This is a genomic window from Streptomyces sp. NPDC054847 (assembly GCF_053610925.1).
Genome location: NZ_JBSGZJ010000021.1, coordinates 1 through 20,288, shown reverse-complemented (window position 1 = coordinate 20,288; position 20,288 = coordinate 1). Strand labels below are relative to the sequence as shown.

General features: G+C 69.0%; 20 protein-coding genes and 2 pseudogenes. 14 read left to right on the top strand and 8 right to left on the bottom strand.

Translation table 11 applies throughout. The features are described from left to right. Window positions 1-1,024 precede the first annotated feature (1,024 nt). Window positions 1,025-1,816 carry a DUF397 domain-containing protein gene (locus ACWGH4_RS04655; RefSeq protein WP_453455562.1) on the top strand — a complete coding sequence of 264 codons (792 nt, stop codon included), beginning with the start codon at window positions 1,025-1,027 and terminating at the stop codon, window positions 1,814-1,816. Between the two features lie 77 nt (window positions 1,817-1,893). Here ACWGH4_RS04655 and ACWGH4_RS04650 read toward each other — a convergent pair whose 3' ends face one another. Continuing rightward, window positions 1,894-3,570 carry a DUF262 domain-containing protein gene (locus ACWGH4_RS04650; RefSeq protein WP_453455559.1) on the bottom strand — a complete coding sequence of 559 codons (1,677 nt, stop codon included), beginning with the start codon at window positions 3,568-3,570 and terminating at the stop codon, window positions 1,894-1,896. A gap of 201 nt (window positions 3,571-3,771) precedes the next feature. On the opposite strand from ACWGH4_RS04650, the gene ACWGH4_RS04645 reads away from it, so the two are divergent. Together ACWGH4_RS04645 and ACWGH4_RS04640 are read left to right on the top strand one after the other, a co-directional pair. Then, window positions 3,772-4,548, top strand: coding sequence for a hypothetical protein (locus tag ACWGH4_RS04645; RefSeq protein ID WP_453455556.1), 777 nt, complete (start codon window positions 3,772-3,774; stop codon window positions 4,546-4,548). Between the two features lie 369 nt (window positions 4,549-4,917). Further along, window positions 4,918-5,340, top strand: coding sequence for an ATP-binding protein (locus ACWGH4_RS04640; protein ID WP_453455553.1), 423 nt, complete (start codon window positions 4,918-4,920; stop codon window positions 5,338-5,340). 12 nt (window positions 5,341-5,352) lie between these two features. On the opposite strand, the gene ACWGH4_RS04635 is transcribed toward ACWGH4_RS04640, so the two are convergent. After that, window positions 5,353-6,093: a beta family protein gene (locus ACWGH4_RS04635; protein ID WP_453455601.1), complete on the bottom strand. Its 741-nt coding sequence runs from the start codon at window positions 6,091-6,093 to the stop codon at window positions 5,353-5,355. A gap of 196 nt (window positions 6,094-6,289) precedes the next feature. Here ACWGH4_RS04635 and ACWGH4_RS04630 point away from each other — a divergent pair. Next, a pseudogene (locus tag ACWGH4_RS04630) lies at window positions 6,290-6,661 on the top strand (3'-5' exonuclease); the annotation flags it as partial. 247 nt (window positions 6,662-6,908) lie between these two features. On the opposite strand, the gene ACWGH4_RS04625 reads toward ACWGH4_RS04630, so the two are convergent. Continuing rightward, window positions 6,909-7,355 carry an Lrp/AsnC ligand binding domain-containing protein gene (locus tag ACWGH4_RS04625; protein WP_441261523.1) on the bottom strand — a complete coding sequence of 149 codons (447 nt, stop codon included), beginning with the start codon at window positions 7,353-7,355 and terminating at the stop codon, window positions 6,909-6,911. A gap of 93 nt (window positions 7,356-7,448) precedes the next feature. Here ACWGH4_RS04625 and ACWGH4_RS04620 point away from each other — a divergent pair, with 93 nt between their 5' ends. The 3 genes and pseudogenes from ACWGH4_RS04620 to ACWGH4_RS04610 all read left to right on the top strand — a co-directional run. Continuing rightward, window positions 7,449-8,267: an LLM class flavin-dependent oxidoreductase gene (locus tag ACWGH4_RS04620; RefSeq protein WP_453455549.1), complete on the top strand. Its 819-nt coding sequence runs from the start codon at window positions 7,449-7,451 to the stop codon at window positions 8,265-8,267. After that, window positions 8,264-8,695: a nucleoside deaminase gene (locus ACWGH4_RS04615; RefSeq protein ID WP_453455546.1), complete on the top strand. Its 432-nt coding sequence runs from the start codon at window positions 8,264-8,266 to the stop codon at window positions 8,693-8,695. The genes ACWGH4_RS04620 and ACWGH4_RS04615 overlap by 4 nt, the downstream gene beginning before the upstream one ends. A 222-nt stretch (window positions 8,696-8,917) precedes the next feature. Further along, window positions 8,918-9,099 (top strand): annotated as a pseudogene (locus tag ACWGH4_RS04610) (hypothetical protein); the annotation flags it as partial. Window positions 9,100-9,178: 79 nt separating this feature from the next. Here ACWGH4_RS04610 and ACWGH4_RS04605 read toward each other — a convergent pair. Beyond that, window positions 9,179-10,123 carry a helix-turn-helix domain-containing protein gene (locus tag ACWGH4_RS04605; protein WP_453455543.1) on the bottom strand — a complete coding sequence of 315 codons (945 nt, stop codon included), beginning with the start codon at window positions 10,121-10,123 and terminating at the stop codon, window positions 9,179-9,181. A gap of 101 nt (window positions 10,124-10,224) precedes the next feature. Here ACWGH4_RS04605 and ACWGH4_RS04600 point away from each other — a divergent pair, with 101 nt between their 5' ends. Then, window positions 10,225-11,304, top strand: coding sequence for a saccharopine dehydrogenase family protein (locus tag ACWGH4_RS04600; protein ID WP_453455540.1), 1,080 nt, complete (start codon window positions 10,225-10,227; stop codon window positions 11,302-11,304). 99 nt (window positions 11,305-11,403) lie between these two features. Next, window positions 11,404-12,729: an MFS transporter gene (locus tag ACWGH4_RS04595; protein ID WP_453455537.1), complete on the top strand. Its 1,326-nt coding sequence runs from the start codon at window positions 11,404-11,406 to the stop codon at window positions 12,727-12,729. Between the two features lie 243 nt (window positions 12,730-12,972). On the opposite strand, the gene ACWGH4_RS04590 is transcribed toward ACWGH4_RS04595, so the two are convergent. Beyond that, complete coding sequence (locus ACWGH4_RS04590) at window positions 12,973-13,314, bottom strand: hypothetical protein (RefSeq protein ID WP_453455534.1); 342 nt, start codon at window positions 13,312-13,314, stop codon at window positions 12,973-12,975. 250 nt (window positions 13,315-13,564) lie between these two features. Here ACWGH4_RS04590 and ACWGH4_RS04585 point away from each other — a divergent pair, with 250 nt between their 5' ends. Beyond that, a complete protein-coding gene (locus ACWGH4_RS04585; protein WP_453455531.1) occupies window positions 13,565-14,680 on the top strand; it encodes an AI-2E family transporter in 1,116 nt (371 codons plus the stop codon). Between the two features lie 54 nt (window positions 14,681-14,734). On the opposite strand, the gene ACWGH4_RS04580 is transcribed toward ACWGH4_RS04585, so the two are convergent. Both ACWGH4_RS04580 and ACWGH4_RS04575 read right to left on the bottom strand, forming a co-directional pair. Continuing rightward, a complete protein-coding gene (locus tag ACWGH4_RS04580) occupies window positions 14,735-15,136 on the bottom strand; it encodes a DUF3662 domain-containing protein (RefSeq protein ID WP_453455528.1) in 402 nt (133 codons plus the stop codon). Window positions 15,137-15,188: 52 nt separating this feature from the next. Next, window positions 15,189-15,416 carry a DUF5133 domain-containing protein gene (locus ACWGH4_RS04575; RefSeq protein ID WP_441261513.1) on the bottom strand — a complete coding sequence of 76 codons (228 nt, stop codon included), beginning with the start codon at window positions 15,414-15,416 and terminating at the stop codon, window positions 15,189-15,191. A gap of 296 nt (window positions 15,417-15,712) precedes the next feature. Here ACWGH4_RS04575 and ACWGH4_RS04570 point away from each other — a divergent pair, with 296 nt between their 5' ends. The 4 genes from ACWGH4_RS04570 (at window position 15,713) to ACWGH4_RS04555 (ending at window position 18,585) form a co-directional block, all read left to right on the top strand. Continuing rightward, entirely contained in the window at window positions 15,713-16,039 is a 327-nt protein-coding gene (locus ACWGH4_RS04570; protein ID WP_441261512.1) for a GYD domain-containing protein, read from the top strand. 40 nt (window positions 16,040-16,079) lie between these two features. Next, on the top strand, window positions 16,080-16,850 hold the full coding sequence (locus tag ACWGH4_RS04565) for a transposase family protein (protein ID WP_453455523.1): 771 nt from the start codon (window positions 16,080-16,082) through the stop codon (window positions 16,848-16,850). 109 nt (window positions 16,851-16,959) lie between these two features. Then, window positions 16,960-17,670, top strand: a complete 711-nt coding sequence (locus tag ACWGH4_RS04560) for an MOSC domain-containing protein (protein WP_453455520.1) — start codon at window positions 16,960-16,962, stop codon at window positions 17,668-17,670. 43 nt (window positions 17,671-17,713) lie between these two features. Next, window positions 17,714-18,585, top strand: a protein-coding gene (locus tag ACWGH4_RS04555; RefSeq protein WP_453455517.1) for an IS5 family transposase whose coding sequence is annotated in 2 segments (ribosomal slippage) — window positions 17,714-17,794 and window positions 17,797-18,585 — 870 coding nt in all. Because the reading frame shifts where the segments join, the coding sequence is not laid out codon by codon here. Between the two features lie 85 nt (window positions 18,586-18,670). Here the strand turns inward: ACWGH4_RS04555 and ACWGH4_RS04550 are convergent. Further along, on the bottom strand, window positions 18,671-20,251 hold the full coding sequence (locus ACWGH4_RS04550; protein ID WP_453455598.1) for an IS1182 family transposase: 1,581 nt from the start codon (window positions 20,249-20,251) through the stop codon (window positions 18,671-18,673). Between the last annotated feature and the right edge of the window lie 37 nt (window positions 20,252-20,288).

The window sequence follows — 20,288 nt, the reverse complement described above, 5'->3', positions numbered from 1 at the left end:
AAGCGGCAGAGATGGCAATTAAGGTGCGTCGCCGTATTGTGCGGGTTCCTCCCGGTTCTGACCCCCACTGCTACCACTCCAGCGAGTCCTCTTACGGCTACATCAACGACAAGTACCTCTCGATGAGGGAGCAGGAGGCGATTCAGCGAGGGTTGAAGCGGCACGAATACGGGTGTCGATACTCGTAACGGATGTGTGTTCCGGCCCTTGCTGACGGACCGGTTACCGATCCTCGGCGATTACAGGCGGCCCGCGCTCAACGCGGAATGCGAGGGCGGGCCACCGGGGAGCGCTCGACGCGGTCAGCGTCGCGGTCGAGCGCTCGCCCACTCGTTCCGGTGGCGCGGGCACTGGCACTGGCACTGGCACTGGCACTGGCACGGCGGCATGCCGAACTGAACGCGAACGGTCAAGTGGGGTGTCGCTCGTGATGCACACCTCCACGGTCCATCCCCATTTGCCACCCATGTGTTCCCCCTAGTGGCCGGCTCAGCGACGACGCTATCGGGTGTCACCGTTGGCCGGGATGACAGCTCCACGCGCGTCAGGGATGTAGTACTGGTGCGGCGCGGGCCCTGACCGGTGGGTGGGGACGGGAGCGCCCCGCCGCGCTCTGTGACGGAAGCTCGTACACCGCGCCCCTGTCGGCGGGTTGTTGCTGGTCAGAGTGGGCCTGAGCCGCGAATGTGTTGGCCGTGACGAACGATCACCGCGGCCACGACCGCGCTGCACCAGGCCACCCGGCGCCGCTTCCGGCCGTGCGCTCTCGGCGTGGCGAATCCGGACCGACGCGCGGCACCCGCTCGTTCGGGTCGTTGCTCTCAGGGTCGTCGTGTTGCTCCGGCGTGGCGTCCTGACACCGGCCCATACTCACCGACGCGACGACGGTCGGCCCCGGTGACTCGTCGATGAACTCCCCACCCGGTCGCCTCCCTTGGACAGCAGACGACACGGGTGGGGTGCGTGTGCACGACGGCGCGGAGACCGCATCTCCGCACAGCGGATGCATCAGGAGGACTATCCCATGCAGGACCTCTACAGCCTTCCCTCCGGGGGCGGCCCGTTCGAGAACTACTGCGGCGGCAACCAGGGCGGCGAGCACGAGACATGCGTCGAGGTCGGCGCGCTCACCGGCTCCGGGACCGCGTTCGCCCTGCGGGACAGCAAGCCCGGCGGCAACGGCAGGGAACTGCGCTTCACGGGAGCGGAGCTGGACGACTTCGCCCTCGGCTGGGCCAGAAGGCGGGCCCTGAGCATCTTACCGTCCGCCCCTGACCGTACTGGCACGACAGCGGGCCGCCCGGCACGAGCACGGGTGGCCCGCACCCTCTGGAGGACGCACATGACCTGGTCGGGACACTGGCACGGATTCGGCCCCTGGACCGGTACGCGGACGGCGTACGGGCAGGAAGGGGCGCGGCGCCCCGGACAGCTGACCCACGACGAGCAGACCCGCGCGTTCCTCGCCGGCACGATGCCGCCCATGCAGGTGGGCCACTGGCTGATGCGCCGTGATCAGGCCGCCGCGCATCTGACCTGGACGGATCTGAGTGACGCGATGGACTGGTTGCGCAAGACCTACGAGGCGAGCCCGCCCTTCGAACGCCCGGATGGCGGGCGGGCGTACATCGACCTGGAGGTGAAGAGCGCCTACGCGGCGGACGCGCTCGGGCGCGGCGTCGACGCCGTCTGGGTGCACTATGCGAAGACGACGAACCTCGTCTCCTTCTCCGTCGTCTGCTGCCCGCACCGATTCCTGCGCGACCTCCCGTGCCCGCTGCCTCCTCTGTCCACCGACGGCCGCCAGGATGGGTGACCGAGCAGCCGGGCCTTGCCTGCCCCTGCGCAGAGCAGCGCCGATCACACGGAGATCGCCCTCAACCGGCAGGCGTTTCAAAGACGCCATTCGTTGCTCAGCAGCTCCATGAGGTGCTTCTGCCTCGTGCTGAGCAGGTCAGGGGTCCACTCGAGGTGCTGGAGTACTTGGGAGGTCAGAGCGAAAGGCACCACGCCACTGCGGCCGGTGAAGTACTTGGCCTTCTTCACAATGAAGTCGTAGTTCTGTGCCACGGAGTTCTTCGACCGATTGAGAAGGACCAGGTTCGCCAGCTTGTGCGTCCACTCGGCGCGCTCATCGTCGTCGAAGAGAGCGCTCCACTGCGAGTCCGGCTTCGGGTTCTGCGGGAGGACATGCTCGACGGTGATGACGGGATAGTCGTAGGCAACCCCCTGTCCCTGGGCCAGCAGCTCGTCGAGCCGGAGCAGCACGTACTTCCGGATCTTCCCGACAAGGTAGAGGTCGCCGTTCAGCCTGGCGCGGGTCTCTGCCTGCTCTGCGTCCGTCAACTCGAGTGCCTCCGAGTCGAGTCCGTGTCCCAGATCGAGCTGGCGCAGCAGCTCGGCATAACGAGTGACGCGGGGAGTGGTGTAGACGCGTCGGATGAACATGCTGGCCGACAGCCGTTCCAGGGCACCGAGGAACTGATCGAGCCACTGGGGATTATTTGCGTGGTTGCGGAGCGCCCATAGTGCGGCAGGCCTCCAGTCGTTGTTGTCGACCTGCTGGAGCCGTCTGAACCAGGCGTTGACCTTCTCGGCGCCCTGTGTGGCCTCATAGGTGGCATCGCGCACCTGAACATAGGCATCGGCGTACGGACGGACGACGTCGTTGACGAACGTCTCAGCCCTGCCGGGCAGATAGTGGCTGAGCACCTGCTCCGGGAATTCCTTGAGCAGCTCCTGCTCGGCCCGCTTCTTGGCGTAGATCATGCGCAGGTGGAGGAAGAGGTCCGCGAAGTCGTCCCTGCCCAGGGCCTCTTCCGCATCCTCCCATGCAGTGGCGCACTCGTCGGACGCCTTCGGCCCCAGATCGCCGATGATCTTCGACTTGAAGATGTCCGTGGGCGACAGGTCGAGCCCGCGGGAGTTCATTACGCTGAAAATCCGATGGGCGCTGTCGAGATCGGGAGTACTGACGACGACCAGATACGTACGCTCCCCGAGCATCTGCACGAGCCCGAGCCGACGCTCCTCCGACCAGTCGGCGAGCCTGCTGTGCAGAGCGGCGGCGTTTCGGAGAATGCCCTTCTGCGCATCCGTGTTCAGCGTCTCCGCGTTGAGCGCCAGCAGCGTCTGGATGGACCCCCTCGTCTGCACGTGCTGCTTGAAGAACCCGGCATCACGCGGGCGCAGAGTGAGGCGCGGCCTCCTCGCCAGGCCCAGGATCTTGGAGCCCGGTTCGCTCACCAACGTGTCCAGATCGAGGCTCAGCTGAGGGTCGTCGGTGAGGTCGCGCAGCACCGACAGCAGGATGGTCAGGGTAGTGAGCCGCTGCTGACCGTCGATCACGTCGGCTCTCGATGCCGTCTGTCCTTCCTTGACAAGGACGATCGATCCGAGGAAGTACGGCTCGTCCGTCCCCCGGTCGAGTGCCTCGACGAGGTCTGTTAGCAGTTGGACCGCCTGTTCCTCTTCCCAGGCGTAAGGACGCTGGTAGTCGGGGACATGGAAGTCGTAGTCGCTGCTGAAGACCTTGTGCAGGGGCATCTCGTGCGCCTCGAGCTTTTGCATGCACCAATCATGGGCGAGGTGCGTGCCGCCCGTGGCGGAAACCTGGCTCATTGCCCGGGCGCCGCTCCCCGATGCTTGCGGGGCGGCGCCGGCCGATCCCCTACGAGGCCACCCAGTTCAGCACACCTGGAAGAGACCCGTAATCTCGAAGTGACCCCCCACCAGGACCGGGTCGACGCACACTACGGGGAGGGCCGCAACATGAGCGAACTGATCAGGCTGGCTGCCGAACTTGAGCGCAAAGTACGTGAAGCGGACGAAGCACATGAGGTAGCTGATCGCCTGTGGAACGCCGCCGAGGTTCTGCTCGACGAGATCCGCGCGATCTCTTCACTGCTCTCTGAGCTCAGTTTCGACATCGACGGGTACGTCGCAGACAACGACTATCCGGCCGTCGAACGCTCCGCGTACGAGATTCGCGGCGTGACTGACGCCGACCGCCTCCTCCCCGTCCTGCGTCAGGCCATGCTGCTCCTGGCACTTCGTGACGGCTCACCCCTTCCGCAGCCCGATGCGCTCGACTCGCTGCCCGAGGTCGCGCCTACAGAGGCAAGTCACCCTGTCCTCAGCCTGGATGAGCTGCTGCGCGATTCGGACCAGGGACTGAAGTCGACAGAGGAGTCATTGCGAAGGATCTGGTGCGACGAGGACGACGCATCTGAACTCGAGGAGCACCTTCACAATGCTCACATCGACGCCGTCCGAGACCGCGCGACGCGCGCGGGACGACAGCTCATGGAGCTCTGCGACTATATCTCCGAGGAGTTGTGCCCTTCTCTTGTCGGCAGCACGGAAAGCGGGCGCACCGATGATGCTCTGCTTGCGCTCGCGGCCATCGACCTCGCAGGCAAGGAAGCTCCGAAGGCATACAAGGTCTACGAGGCGGCACTCTCGGAACAGTACGAGCGGAGCCCGTCCTCTTTGGGATCGGTGGGCGAGCAGCTGACAGCCTTCGAGTCATGGATCCACACCATTTAGCCGGTGCACACAGGCTGACCATGTCGGCACGTTCAGAGCCCCTGGAAGCGCCGTCACCCTCGTGGCCACGAGAGACCAGGCCGTTGCGAACACACAGCGGCGCATCGGCACACGGTCGCCCGAACGCCGTCGGCTCCTGCTTCGCTGCCTCGATGCCGGTGGTCCTCCCCATGCTGCATCAACGCGTCGGCTCCCCGACGGATACGAACATGTATGCGATGACCTCAGCACCGGCACGGTCGCTCGGGTACGCAGCTTGCGTAACCGCGTACACCGCCCGGACGTCCGCGCGTCCGGGCTGGTCAACGGGGCTTTCGCGGCAGCAAGGTTGATCGACATGAGGCCAATGACCGTTCGCCCGCAGGGCTTGTGCACGACCCGGATACCACCCGCGAGTTCACGATGCAGTTCACCGCGACGCCCCGCGGAGCGCGGCTTGCGCGGCGCCTCGTATCGCACCGACTGCACGACTGGGGGCATCCGTACGACTCGGCCGCCAGCGAGACCATGACCCTGATCGCCGCCGAACTGGTGGCGAACGCCGTGCGGCACGGGCACGTGCCGGGGCGGGACTTCCATGTGCGGCTCGCCGCCTCGCCGGCGCGGCTGCGGATCGACGTCACCGACACTCGCACGGTGAAGCGTCCCGCCAGAGGGACGCGGCCTGATTCGGGAGGCGCGGAGTCGGGGCGAGGGCTCGTACTCGTGGAGGCGCTTGCTGCCGACTGGGGTGTCTCGCCGCGCAGCGCCGCGCCGGGCAAGACGGTGTGGGCGGTCGTCGACCTGCCGTGAGGCGGACGCCGCTCAGGCCCTGTCACGGCCCAGCAGACATCGGGTGATGTACGTGAGGTGCTGCGTGTGATCGATCCGTGCCCAGGTCCCGCGGGTACCCGTCCCGGCCGGCCCGGTGCCGTATGCGCAGGACTCGAGCCAGTCCTCGGCGGCTCCGCGGTGGGCCGACGGCTCGCGGCGGTACGACTCGTGCTCGACGATGCGGCGGGCCGTCGAACGGACCCGGTCGGCGCGTTCGGGGCCGCGGGTGGGTGCCCGGGCGACGAGGAAGCGGTCGGGGAGGGTGTAGCGCAACAGGCTCCACGGGGGTCCGTACCGGCCGGAGTCGGCGGGCCGATTCGCACTCCGGACGTGCTCGACCGAGTAGTCGCCGTAGTCCACTCGCTGCCGGGGCCGTGCGGCGCGGACCTGCGCGTGGAGGGCCTGGTCGAGTCGGGGCGGGGTGAAGAGCGCCGGTTCATGGGCCGGGTCGTGATCGGGGAACGCGCCCGACAGCAGGGTCACACTACGCCAGGGCATCAGGGTGCCCAGCAGGTCAAGGGCCACGAGGGACCGCTTGCCCGCCTCGGCGAGGTCGTTCACCGCTCCGACGTCCAAAAGCAGGTCGAGCTGTGCCGGCGGCGCGCACAGCCGGGCGACGAGGTCCAGCATCTGTGAGGTGCACGGCTCGTCGGGCGGTTCGTCCACGATGACCCGTATGCCGAGGCCCCGGCCGCCGGCGAAGGCCAGGTCCGCCGTGTAGCGCTGGAGCATCGGGTGGCGTTCCGGTCCCGTGACGAGGATGAGCCCGCTGCGGGTGGCGAGATTCCACAGCGCGACTCCGGCACTGCGGACCTCGCCTTCGACGTGGGCGGCGTCGAGCCAGCCGGGCAACCCGGCGGTCACCTCGAGGAGGTGGTCGGCCCTGGGCGTGAGCCAACGGTGCAGTGCTCGTCCGATGTCGTCGGGGCAGATCGGCATCTGCGTCCCCACGAACGCAATGGCACAGGAAGCGGCCTATTCGCTGGCGCAGTTCGGCATCCGCGCCATTGAGATCGGCCCGGACGGACCCCGGGGCGACGAGGGGGTGCACATCGGCACGATGTTCCGTTTCAAGGGGCTCGAATACCAGCGGATGATCATCGCGGGTGCGTCGCAGGGGCTCGTGCCGCGTTCAGACATCCTGCGGTTGCACTCGGTCGACGCCCTGCGCCACCGGAGAGAGATGCAGCGGGCCCGTTCGCTGCTGTTCGTCGCCGCGACGAGGGCCCGCGACAGCCTGGACATTTTCTGGCACGGCAACCCCAGCCAGTTCCTCAGGCCGCTGCTGTCAACCGCCTGACCGCGCGTCGCCGCCGTGAGGGGGCGCCGCAGGCGAGGTGCTCGCCAAGAGCTCCGGCAACCGCGTGGTGCCGCATGCCGCTGCTCCTCGACGTTCGCCGTCTTCGCCGTCGACTTCTTCACCCGACCCGTCGACGGCTGCTCGCGAGGCGCGGCTTCTCAGTTGGCGAGCAGCCGCCATGCGGTGTGGGCAAGGGTGGCCCGTATCAGGTCGGCGTACGGGTACGCGCCGGACGGTCGGTTGCCGGTCAGGGCCGGTCCGGTCCGCGGTAGGGCAGGGTCTGGCTGTAGACCACACTCGTGGTCGTGCTGCCGAAACCGGCCAGCTCGTCCATGAGTGTCTCCAGATGGCCCATGGAGGTCGCGGCCACCTTGAGGGTGTAGCAGTCGTCGCCCGTCGTGCGCAGGCACTCCAGGATCTCCCTCCGCTCGGCGAGCAGTCGGCGCAACGGCTGGTGGTGGTTGCCCGGGTACTTCAACCGGACGACGGCGAGCACGGGATAGCCCACCTTGGTCAGGTCGACCACCGCGTGATAGCCGGTTATGACGCCCAGGGCCTCCAACTGCCGCACCCGTTCCGTGGTGGCCGAGGGGCTGAGGCTCACGCGTCGGCCCAACTCGCTGATCGAGATGCGTGCTTCCTGCTGCAACTGGGTGATGATCGCCCAGTCGACGTCATCGAGGTTCGCGGTCATGGCGCGAATCTACCGGGAAATCGACGGCAGATCGCCGCTACGACCGGGAAGAGTTCGTTCCGTGTTCCTGGTCCGCCGGGATAGCCTCCGGTCATGCAACTGGGCGTCAACGTACCCAACTTCGGACCAGGAACGGATCCCGGCGTGCTGCGCGAGTGGGCACGGATCACCGAGGGGCTCGGCTTCGACCTCCTCATGATGTCGGACCACGTGGCCGTCACCCCCGACGTGGCCGAGCAGTACCCGGAGCCGTTCTACGAACCGTTCACCACCCTGTCCTGGCTGGCCGGTGTCACCACCGGACTGCGCCTGGGCACGACCGTGCTCGTCATGCCCTACCGGCATCCGCTGCTGCTCGCGCGTATGGCAGCCAACCTCGACCTGCTCAGCGGCGGGCGGCTCGTGCTCGGCGTCGGCGTCGGCTGGGCACGTCAGGAGTTCGACGCGCTCGGCGTGCCGTTCACCGAACGCGGCAGGCTCACCGACGAGTACCTGGCGGCCCTGCGGAACGCCTGGCGTGAGGAAACCGACGGCCCCACCACCTCGGTACCCATCTGGATCGGCGGCAACAGCGAGGCCGCCGTGCGGCGCGCCGTCAGGTTCGGCGACGCCTGGCATCCCCTGAGGAACACGATGCCCTGGCTGCGCTCGGCCGTGGCGAACCACTCGCTGCCGGGTTTCACGCCCCGCATCACACTGCGGCTGACCACGGCGCCGGTCGACGATCCTGACCGGCTCGCCGGCGTCGGAACCATCGAGCAGGTCCTCGAAGATCTCGACGAGTTGCGACGGCTCGGCGCCGACACCGTCGTGCTCGACCCCTACGACGGAGATCCGGAGGAGACCCGCCGGCCCCATGTGGCCTGGCAGGCACTCACGGCCGTGGCAACACACTGGAGGACACCATCATGATCTCCCCCGCCGACGCGGTGCACCTGCGGCGGGCGATCGCCCTCGCGGCCCACGCCGTCACGCTGGGCGACGCGCCGTACGGCTCCCTGCTGGTCGGCCCGGACGGCGCGACTCTCGCCGAAGCACACAACACGGTGCAGCGCGACAACGACATCAGCGCCCACCCGGAACTGAAGCTCGCCCGCTGGGCCGCCCGGGAACTCGACAAGGACACGGCCGCGCGCACCACCCTGTACACCAGCTGTCAGCCTTGCGGGATGTGCGCCGGCGGCATCGTCCGCTCCGGTCTCGGTCGCGTCGTCTACGCGCTCTCCACCGAGCAGCTCATCGAACTCAACCCGGCCGGGGCCTGGCCGACGGTCACTGAGCTCGGTCCTGCCCTGTTCGCCGAGGCCCGCGCCCCCATCGACGCCTACTACCAGTCGTGACACCGTCAGCAGGCGTACCGGGCGGACTGTGGGCGGCCGCCCGGCCGACTCCTGCCGCGCACTCCGTGCAAATAGCGCGCCACTGGTCGGCTCCGTGGAATCGAGCCGGCTCCCGTGGACGGGCCGGTCACGACGAGCCGGCACCCGTGGACGGCCCGTGTGCAAAGCCGCCAGTGCCATGACGAGCGTTGCCCCGACGCCGATGCCCGCGGCCCAAACGGCCGCCTCCCCCTGGTCCATGGCCGGATTGTGGCACCGTGGCCGGGGTGCGTGCACTGCCTCCGGCTGCGCATCCGGTTGGGCCCCCTTGCCGCCAACTGCACTGTGTCGACAGCCGGCGTGACCCGGCCGGAGCGGCGGCGGTGAGGGCGGCCAACGACGGCCACGAGACCGTGCCGGCTGTCTTCCACGCCCCGCTCGCCTCTGTCCGGCGTCTCCCGCACGCGGCCGTACACCGCTCGAGCCGTCACCGGCCCCGAGCGATCAGCGGGATCGTGAGCGGAAGGTGCGGCGGTAGGTGTCCGGCGGTACGCCGACCGTGCGGTTGAAGTGCCGGCGCAGCGTCGTCGCGGTGCCCATGCCGGTGGCCGCCGCGACGGCGTCGACACTGTCGTCGGTCCTCTCCAGCAATTCCTGGGCGTGGCGGATCCGCTGGGTCAGCAGCCATTGCAGCGGGGTGGTGCCGGTCGCCGCCCTGAAATGGCGGGCCAGGTGGCGCGAGCTCATCCGTGCCTGGCGGGCCAGGTCCTCCACGGTCAGCGGCTGGTCGAGCCGTTCGATGATCCAGGGAAGCAGGGCGGCGAGCGGATGGTCGTCCTGGGCAGGCACCGGGGTGGTGACGAACTGGGCCTGACCGCCCGCCCGGTGCGGTGGTACGACCAGGCGGCGGGCGACGGCGTTGGCGACCGACGAGCCGTGGTCGAGGCGCACGAGGTGCAGGCAGAGGTCCAGAGCGGCGGCCTTGCCGGCGGAGGTGAGCACGCTGCCGTTGTCCACGTAGAGGACGTCCGGGTCGACTTCCAGCCGGGGGTAACGGGTGGCCAGAGCCTCGGTGTGTGCCCAGTGCGTGGTCGCGCGCTTCCCGTCCAGCAGGCCGGCCGCGGCCAGTACGAACACGCCCGTGCAGAGTGAGACCACACGCGCGCCCGCCTCGTGGGCCGCGCGCACCGCGTCGACCAGGTCGGCGGGCGGGTCCTCGTCGACGTCGGCCCAGCCGGGGACGATCACGGTGTCGGCGTACCGAAGCCGGTCGAGCCCGGAGTCGGGCGCGAGCAGGAACCGGCCGACCGGCACGGCGACCGGTCCGCAGACGGTGACGTCGTACCAGGGGACCGTCACACCGGCCGGGGCGGCGCCGAACACCTCGTACGCCAGGGACATTTCGAAGTGCAGCATTCCGTCGGTGACGGCAAGCGCGACAGTAGCCATGTCGGAAATTGTACGGGTCATGTCGTTCCAGACACTCACGATCGGTCGCCCTTGCCCGCCAGGATGTACTCAGTGGATCACTCGAGCACAGGAGAGAACCGATGGGATCGGGACAGTTGGTTACGGTGTACGGCGCGTACGGGCACACCGGCCGGTTCGTGGTGGCGGAGCTGCGGAAGCGCGGGTTCGTCCCGGTTCTCTCCGGCCGCGACGCCGGCAAGCTCCAGGCACTGGTGGCGTCCTTCCCCGGCCTCGAGGCCCGGCCGGCGTCGGTCGACGATCCGGCGGCGCTCGACCGCGCGCTGGCCGGGGCGACAGCGGTGATCAACTGTGCCGGACCCTTCGCCACGACTGCCGCGCCCGTGATCGAGGCGGCGCTGCGGGCCGGGATCCCGTACGTGGACGTGGCGGCCGAGATCGAGGCCAACGTCGACACGTTCGCGCACTTCACGGACCGTGCCCGCGCCGCGGGAGCCGTGGTCGTCCCCGCGATGGCCTTCTTCGGCGCCCTCGGTGACCTGCTGGCCACCGCGGCGATGGGCGAGTGGGCGACTGCCGACGAGGCGCACGTCGCGTACGGGCTGAACAGTTGGCAGCCGACCGGCGGGACGCGGGACGCGGGTGCGGTCTCCCGGCAGCGGCGGGGTGGCGCACGCGTCGTCTACCGGAACGGTCGGCTGGACTACCGCCAGGACGAGGCGACGACCCTCAAGTGGCCCTTCCCCGACCCGCTGGGCACACGGGAGGTCATCGGGGAGTTCACGATGGCCGACGTCGTCACCGTCCCCAGCCATCTGTCCATCCCGGAAGTGCGCACCTACATGACCGTCGAGGCGGCCCGGGACCTGTCCGCGCCGGACACGCCGGCTCCCACCGCGGTCGACGAGGACGGGCGGTCCGCGCAGACCTTCCTGGTCGACGTCGTCGTGCGCTCCGGCGGCAACGAGCGGCGGGCCGTGGCGAGGGGCCAGGACATCTACGCCGTCACCGCGCCGCTCGCGGTGGAAGCGGTCGACCGCATCCTCACGGGACGGACCAGGACGGTCGGCGTCGCCTCGGCCGGCGAGATATTCGACGCGTCCGACTTCCTCCGCGCACTGTCCGCACACCTCTCCGTCGAACTGCCGGCCACGGCGGGCGGGCCGGTGGGCACGCACCTCGACACCGTCGAAGGGCGGTAGCAGCAGGGCGGGCGTCCGCCGCACTCCGGTCTGTGGACGTCGTCCGGCGGCGTCGCGGCACCATGCGTGCGGGCGCCCTGAGTTGGGGAGGCCGTGACCATGGCCAAGATCCCACCGCGAGAAACGCCCCCGCCCCAGACGGCTCCCGCCCCGACGGTCACCACGGCCGCCGCCGTGCACCCCGTACGGCAGTTGCTCGCGGCCTCCGTCGGCAACGCGGTGGAGTGGTACGACTGGTACGCGTACACGTTCCTCGCCACCTACATCGCCGATCAGGTCTTCCCCGAGAGCTCCGGCAACTCGCTCGTGCCACTGCTGTCGACGTTCGCCGTCTTCGCCGTCGGGTTCTTCATGCGCCCCGTGGGCGGGCTGGTCATGGGCGCGGTCGCCGACCGGCACGGCAGGCGCGCGGCGCTCACGGTCACCATCCTCCTCATGGGCGGCAGCAGCCTGCTGGTCGGCCTGACACCGACGTACGCCGCCGCCGGGATCCTCGCGCCCGTGGTGCTGGTCCTGGCGCGGCTGCTGCAAGGCCTCTCCGTCGGCGGCGAGTTCGCCGCGTCGACCACCTTCCTGGTCGAGTCGGCGGGGCCGGGACGACGCGGGCTGTTCTCGTCGTTCCAGTACGTCTCCACGTCGATCGGGCAGCTCGCCGCGTCCGGTGTCGCAGCCCTGCTGGTGAGCGTGCTCGCTCAGGGGCAGATGAACGGCTGGGGCTGGCGCGTGCCGTTCGTGATCGGCGCCCTGCTCAGCCTCGTCGGCTTCTGGATCAGGCGCAGCGCCCACGAGACGCGGAGCGCGGAGCAGCAACAGGGCCCGCGTCCACACCTGTTCGACGCGCTGCGGCACCATCCGCGCGAGTCGCTGCTGATCTGCGGCATCACGGCCGGCGGCACGCTCGCGTACTACACGTGGACGTCGTACCTGCCGACGTACGCGGAGCTCACCACGGACATCGACAAGGCGGACGCCCTGCTCGCCGGGACGCTGTCGCTGGCGTTCTTCACCCTGCTCCAGCCGGTCGGCGGGCTGCTGTCCGACCGTTTCGGCCGCAAGCCGTCGCTGCTGTTCTTCGGGGTCGGCTTCGCGGTGCTGAGCGTGCCGCTGCTGCGGGCGGTGAACGGCTCGTTCCTGTCGCTGCTGCTCGTGCAGTGCGCGGGCATGGTCCTGCTGACCGGCTTCACGTCGGTCTCGGCGGCCGTGAACGCCGAGGTGTTCCCGGCACGGGTACGGGCGGCCGGCATCGGCTTCCCGTACTCCCTGACGGTCGCCGTCTTCGGCGGCACGGCCCCGTACGTGGGCACGCTCTTCAAGGACCTGGACCGTCCGGGCCTGTTTCCGTGGTACGTCGCGGTGCTGTGCCTCGTCTCGTCGGCGGTGTATCTGCGGCTGCCGGAGAGCGCGCACAAGAAACTGGAGCGGTGAGCACGCGCCCGTCGGGGCAGGGACACGGCACCCTGGTCGAGCGCCACGGTGCCGTCGTGCCGACGGCCGTTACGCGTCGTTGGCGCAGCGGAAGTGGAGGTTGCCCGAAGAGGACTCCGGGGTGCGGTGCCGGGTGTCGTGCGTGTGGAGTGGACGGGCCCTCAGGGCAAGCCCGGGTGCGCCGCGGACCGGGGGCCCTCGGATGAGGCTCAGCGGCACCGCGAGCGCCCGTGCGGGCGCGGATCAGTCCACGTAGACGGCCCTGTCCTCCACGCAGTTGGAGATCTTCTGCTCCAACAGGAATCTGTCTGCGGGGCGTTGCGACGTGGTGTCGGGCACAGGCATCGTTCCGGCCGCCGGGGCGGCGACGGTCGCTGCCGGCGTGGGGCAGCCGCCACCGAAGGGACAGTGCACCGGGTCGAGCTCCGGCGTGCCGCAGTCGGGGGAAGGCTTCGGTGCCGTGTACGGCGAGGGTGGCTTCACCGGTGGGGCACTGCGTTCGATGAGCTCGGTGGCGATGTATCCGGAGAAAGCGACGAATGCCGCGGCGGCTGCCGCCAGGCCCACCGAGCGGTGACCGGTCACCGGTCGCACCCCCGTGTGGCTCGCCGACTCCCCTGCGCATGACGGATGTTGTGCCCGAGCACCGCCGCCCCCTCCGTGATCGATGCCGCACCGCGGCCACCGTACAAGTCTCGGAGAGCACCGCCCACACAGCTCGCCGGAGAAAGGGGGCCGGGGCACCCTGTCCCGTGCGCGCCGTCGGACCGTCGCCCAACGTCCTCGGAACAGCCGCGATGACGAAGCGCGAAGCAAGTGCCAATAGGGTGATCCCATGTCTGTCACGTTGAGTTCCACGAGAACCCGCGCCGCGCTCAAGACGTCGGCGCGTATCTCCGTCGAGTTGCTGCTCGTCCTCGTGGCGACCGCGGTGGCCCTGTGGGTACTTGGCCGGATGTGGTCGGTCGTGTGGCCGCTCATAGTCGGCCTGCTCCTCACGACGCTCACGTGGCCCCTGGCCCGTTTCCTGCGCCGGCACGGCTGGCCTCCCGCCCTGGCCGCGTCGACGGTGACCGTACTGTTCCTCGCGGTCGCCGCAGGCGTCGTGGCACTGATCGCGGTGCCGGTGGCGTCCCAGTCCGGCGAGCTGACCGACGGCGTGGTCGAAGGCATCCAGAAGCTGCGCGGATGGGCCGCCGGACCGCCGCTGGACATCGGCGACGCCCAGATCAACCAGGCCTTCGACAGCGCGGTGGCCCGCGCCCAGGAAGGCGTCGGCAGCATGGTCTCCGCCGTGGTCACCGGAGTGGGCACCGTGGTCAACGGCGTGGTCACGGCCGTCCTGGCGCTCTTCCTGATGTTCTTCTTCCTCAAGGACGGCCCGCGCTTCCTGCCGTGGCTCGCCCGTCAGTTGCCCGGCCGGCTCGCCACCGACGTCCCGACCGTGGCGGAGCGCGGCTGGGAGACCCTGGGCTCGTTCGTACGTTCCCAGGCGGCCGTCGGTCTGCTCGACGCCGTCCTGATCGGCCTCGGCCTGTGGATTCTCGGCGTACCGCTGGTGCTCCCGCTCGCGGTGCTGACCTTCGTCTCCGCGTTCGTGCCGATCATCGGCGCCCTGTTCGCCGGTTTCGTCGCCGTACTCATCGCACTGGTCTCCAACGGCCTGACGGACGCGCTGATGGTGCTGGCCATCATCGTGGTCGTGCAGCAGCTCGAGGGCAACGTCTTCCAGCCCATGATCCAGAGCCGCGGGCTGGGGCTCCACGCGGCGGTGATCCTTCTGGCGGTGACGCTGGGCGGCAGCCTGGCCGGCATCGTGGGCAGCCTGCTGGCCGTACCGGTCGCCGCGCTGATCGCGGTCGTCTGGAACTACGTACGCGAGCAGCTCAGCGAACCGCCCCGGGAGCCGGAGACCGACGAGCCGCACACCGCTGCCGCCGTCCCGTCGTAGCAGCCACGCACGAGCGGACCGCGGGCCACGACGGGCCCTGACGGGGGCGGCAGTTCAGTGCGGCGGGAACGAGTCCGCGCGGACCTGCGGCGCAGGGGTGCTGGAGACCCGGTAGCGCCCGTTGGGCAGATGCGCGGCGGCGGTGTCGGTGATGTGCACCGTGAGCGGGCCGGCCCATTCGTAGCCCTTCTCCTCACCGTGACGGGCGAGTGTGTCGATCAGCGCCTGGCCCAGTTCCTCTTCCCTGCGGGCGAGTTCTCTGTGCACGCTGTCGGCGAGCTCGATCTCGTAGGCGTTCGGCACCACGACACGGCTTTCGCTGCAGACCACGGCGTGGTCGTCGCATTCGCGCCGCAGGGTGTCGAGCAGTTCCACGGGCTCCCTGTGGAACATCTTGGCCAGCAGCGCGCCCTGCTTGCGCTCGAGGGCGAGTTCCCATCGGCTCAGCGTTCCCATGGCCGTTCTTCTTGCCCGAGGACGCGCCGTCACGCCTGCCCGATGCGGTCGTTCAGGCCGTGAGCAGAGAATCGTCCTCGGGCCGGGCGCCGGGCAGCCGGTGGCGGGCTGCGATCAATGCCGCGTCGATGTCCCCGGTGCCGGTGGAGACGCACAGGGTGTAGGCGATGTCGTCCATACGCTGCCGGCTCTCGGCGCTGCCGTTCTCGGCGTGCAGGACCTTCAGCGTCTCGTACTGCTCGACCAGGTTTCCAAGGATGACGGGGTGGGCCATCAACACAGTCGTCTCCTTCCGTTGCTGCCCTTGGGGGCTCTGGGAGCTTCGTGGGGAGCGCTTTCCCTCCCTTCCGCCACTCATGCCCCAGAAGTAGCTCCGAATCAGTGAGGAGCTTCACCCGGTCCTGCCCGGCGGAGGCAGCCCGCGAGTGCGGCTGAGGAACCCCGCGAAACGCTGCCGGGCCTATCGGGGGAATCACCTGGCACGGGTCGCGCGGCACCCTTTCCCGGCCGGCGCCGCCGGTTAATGTTCGACGCCCGTCCGCACCTCGCCCGGACCGGCGACGAGAGGGAGAGACCATGCCGCTCTATCTGTCGAGATTCAGTTACACGCCGGAGAGCTGGGCCAGAATGATCGGCAACCCGGAGGACCGCAGAGGGGCCGCTCAGGCGTACATCGAATCGGTCGGCGGAAAGCTCCACGGATTCTGGTACGCCTTCGGCAAGCACGACGGCTACACCCTGTGGGAAGCCCCCGACAACGTGTCCATGGCAGCGGTCGCCCTGGCGATCACCGGCGGCGGAGCGCTCAGCTCACTGGAGACGACCGTCCTCCTGACGGTCGACGAAACGATGGACGCCCTGCGCAAGGCCGCGAACGTGCGCTACAAGGCGCCCGGCGCCTGAAGCGTGTTGCAGAAGGCTACGACGCGGGCATTTCCCCTGTATGGGTAGGGTGTTGCGGGCTGAGCCGTTGTGGGTGGAGACGTTCACCGGGCTGCGGATGCGGCAGTTCGAACGGCTGCTGAAGGTGGCGCGGGAACAGGCGGGAAACGGACCGGGTGGGGGTCGGCCCTGGTGCCTGCCGCTGGCGGACCGGGTGCTGCTGGTGGCCGTCTACTACCGGACGAACCTCACCATGCGGCAGCTCGCGCCGCTCTTCGGAGTGTCTCCTGCGACCGTGTGCCGCGTCATTCAACGGCTGCGGCCGCTGCTGGCGATCGAGCCCGCCACCCGTCCAGTCGGCGCGGTCGAGCGGCTGTGGATCGTGGACGGCACCCTGATCCCGGTCCGCGACCGCACGACCGGAGCCTCCTCACGCAACTACCGGTTCTCGGCAAACGTGCAGGTCATCATCGACGCCGACACGAGACTCGTGATCGCCGCGGCCAGGCCGGTGCCCGGCACCACCGCCGATGCAAAAGCGTGTTGGGACGCCGGCCTGGCCCAGCACTGCCGGGGCGTGACCGTGCTCGGCGACGGCGCCTACATCAACACCCGACTCGTCGTCCCGCATCGCAAACGCCCGGGCCGGACCCTGCTGCCGGGCGAGGAGGAAGACAACGCCGAGCACCGACGAGTGCGCGCCCATGTCGAGCACGCCTTCGCCCGCATGAAGCACTACAAGATCCTCCGCGACTGCCGACAGCGCGGCAGCGGTCTCCACCACGCAGTCCAAGCCGTCGCCCACATGCACAACCTTGCCCTCGCCGCATGAGCAGACCGGCCCCAAATCAGCTCTGACCTGCCCGGACTCGACCTTCTGCAACACGCTTCAAAGCGTGTGTCGAAAGTGAGCGCACCCTCGCTCTTGTAGCCTCATTCGGATGATGATCGAGGTAGGCGTGATCGAACGAATCTGGCGATATCCGATCAAGTCGACAGGGGGCGAGTTGCTCCACCGGGCGGAGGTAGAGGCGAGGGGGTTTGTCGGCGACCGTCTCTTCGCGGTGCGCGACGCTCAGGGCAAGTTCGGCTCGGGGAAGAACACTCGTCGCTTCCGCAGGATGCCGGGCCTGCTGCATCTGCGTTCCCGCTACGTGGACCACGCTGGTGAGCCTGAACTGCTGGACCCGCGAGGCGCGGTGGTACCGGATCCGAGTGCCTACCTTCGTCGCTACCTCGGTCGCGACGACGTCGAAATAGCCCGCGAGGGAGCAATCTCTCACTTCGACCAGCTGCCTATAAGCGTGTTGACCACCGCCACCCTTGACTGGGTGCGTTCGGCGGTTCCCGATGTTCCCGTCGATGAGCGACGTTTCCGGCCGAACCTCGTGGTACGCACACCACCAGGCACCCCTCCGTTCGTTGAGGACGAATGGTTCGGGAGCAAGGCGCGGATCGGCGACGCGGTGTGCATTGATTTCGTGCGATCGAGTGAGCGATGCGTGATGACCAACGAGGCTCAGCAGGACCTTCCCCACTCCCCGCTGGTATTGCGGGCCATCACGAAAGCGCACGACATGCGGTTGGATGGGCTTGCCACGGTCGTGTCGCCAGGACAGGTGCGGGCCGGAGACCCCCTTGTTCTGCTCTAGGGTCCATCGAAAGTGGGTCTCGCACGTGAGATGATCTTGGCTCGTGGCACGCGGAGATCTGACGGACGGGCAATGGGCGGTGCTGAAGCCGCTATTGCCGAAGGGCAAGAAGCCAGGACGGCCGCCGATACGGACAGGCGGCAACTGATCGACGGCATACGCTTCCGGGTCCGCACCGGCATCCCGTGGCGGGACATACCCAAGGAGTACGGACCGTGGGGCCGGGCGTACGACCTGTTCCGCCGCTGGCAGCGGGACGGCATTTGGCAGCGGATCTTCATCGCGCTCCATGCCCGGGCTGATGCCAAGGAACTGATCACCTGGGACCTCAACGTCGATTCCACGGTCTGCCGGGCCCATCAGCACGCCGCCGACGCACGGAAAAGGGGGACCTGCAAAAGGAGCCGCCCGGCGGGCTCACCGTCGAGCCGGACGATCGGGCTCGGACGCTCGCGTGGTGGTCTTACCACCACGCTGCATCTGGCCGTCGAGCAGGGGCAGAAGCCCATGTCGATCGTGACCACGGCCGGTCAGCGCGGTGACTCCCCGCAGTTCGAGGCGGTCCTGGGGCGTGTCCGGGTGCCCCGCCTCGGGCCCGGAAGGCCGCGGACCCTGCCGAGGCGGGTGCGGGCCGACAAGGCGTACGCCTCCCGCAAGAACCGTGCCTACTTGCGCAGGCGTGGCATCCGCTGCACCATCCCGGACAAGGCCGACCAGGCCGGTAACCGCAAGAACCGCGGCTCCTGGGGCGGCCGGCCACCGAAATTCGACCCCGAGGACTACAAGGCACGTCACGCGGTCGAGTGCGGCATCAATCGCCTCAAAGGACACCGCGCCATGGCCACGAGATACGACAAGCTCGCGGTCCGCTACGAGGCGACCGTCCTCGTAGCTGCCATCAATGAGTGGCTGTGACCAGCACATTCGATACACGCCCTAGAAGACTGATGAAGATCTTGTTGAGGGGCTGTCCGGCCGGAGGCCGGATGGCCCCTCTTCGTTATGTGGTGGCTGGGGCGAGGTGCCAGGCGCCCTCGATGTGGGTGAGTCCGAGGTTGATCAGTCGGCGGAGGTTGAGGGCGGCGGCTCGGGTGTGGAGCCAGGTGTCGTTCTTGAGGGTGCCGCGGTAGCGGAGTTTTCGGTTGCCGTGGTGGACGAGCCAGGCGACGGCGCGTTCGACCGGTGGTCTCCAGCGGCGGTAGTCGGCCTGCCAGCCGGGGTCGGTGGCGGCCTGGTGGCGGGCGGCCGCTTGGAGGTCGTGGTGAGGTCGGATGGTCAGGATGCGTCCGGCCTTGGCTTTGGTGCACTGTTCGCGCAGGTGGCACCCGGTGCATAAGTCGCTGAAGGAGGCTTTGCGTTGGTGGTACTGCCCGCCGGGGTCGGACAGGCCCACGGCGTGTCCGGCGGGGCAGGTCACGACGGCGGCTGTGGTGTCGATGGCGAAGTCGTCGAGGGTGAAGCCGCCGGGGACGGCGGGCCGCAGCGGGGCGGGCTTGAGGAACAGCCGGTGTCCGGCCCGGTCCAGGGCTTGGCGGGCGTTGCCGGTGGAGTAGGCGGTGTCACCGAAGGCGTCCACTGGGGTGTCCTCGTCGGCGAGCAGCTCAAGACCCACTGCGGCTTCATGGTGCTCGGGCCCGGAGCCGGGCCGCAGGGCGACGGCGGTGTATAACCCGGTTTCGGGCTCCACCGCGAGGTGGGCCTTGAAGCCGTCCTGCTGGTGGCTGCGGGTCTTGTGGACGTGCCGGGCTTCCGGATCGACGGTGGAGACCATCCGGTTCGGGGCGGTGCCCCGGGTGATGCGCCAGCGTCCGTCGCGACCGTCGGAGTCCTCGGCGGGCTCGACGTCCTGTCCGGCGACCAGGGCCAGGATGCCCACCGCGTTCGCGGCTTTCTCCCCGAGTTGCTCCTCGGGCAGGTGGCCCAGCAGCCGCAGCGCGTCCGTGACCAGCGCGTCGACCAGCTCGGCGCGGGCCTGCTCGTCGTTCCAGGCAATCTTCGGCTTGCCCGGGTCGGCGTAGTCGTGGGCGGTGCACTGCACCGCTGCCACTTCGGCGGCCCCGGGAACTTCGCGGATCACCGCCCGGACGGCGGCGATGATCTGGGTGACGGTGTCCTGGGTGGCGACCGCGTCGTCCAGCACAGTGGAGTCCAGCGCCCGGCGGTGCTTGCCCTTGAGGACACCGGTTGCCTTCACGACCTCGCGTACGGCCTCGAAGATGCGGTTCGGGCGGGCGGAACGGGCCAGCCGGCGGCGGAAGTAGGCAAGCAGCGACGGATCGAACGCCATGTCATGAAGGCCCAGGCCGCATGCGGCCTTCCACCGCAGGTCGCACCGCAGTTCCTGGACCGTCTCGAAGTCCGACAGCCCGTGCAGGGCCTGCAAGGTGATCGCAGCGGCCAAAATCTGCGGCGGCATGCTCGGCCGCCCGTTCGCCGACGGATACATGTCCACGAACATCGCCGCCGGGAACAGTTCACCGCGATGCTCGGCCAGGAACGCGAACACACTCCCGGCCGGGATCAACCCCTGGCACGTCTCCCACACGTCCGGCCCGACGGTCTCGCCCACCCATTCACCCATCGCCACACAACGAGTCTGGCCCTGCCGCTCACGCGGC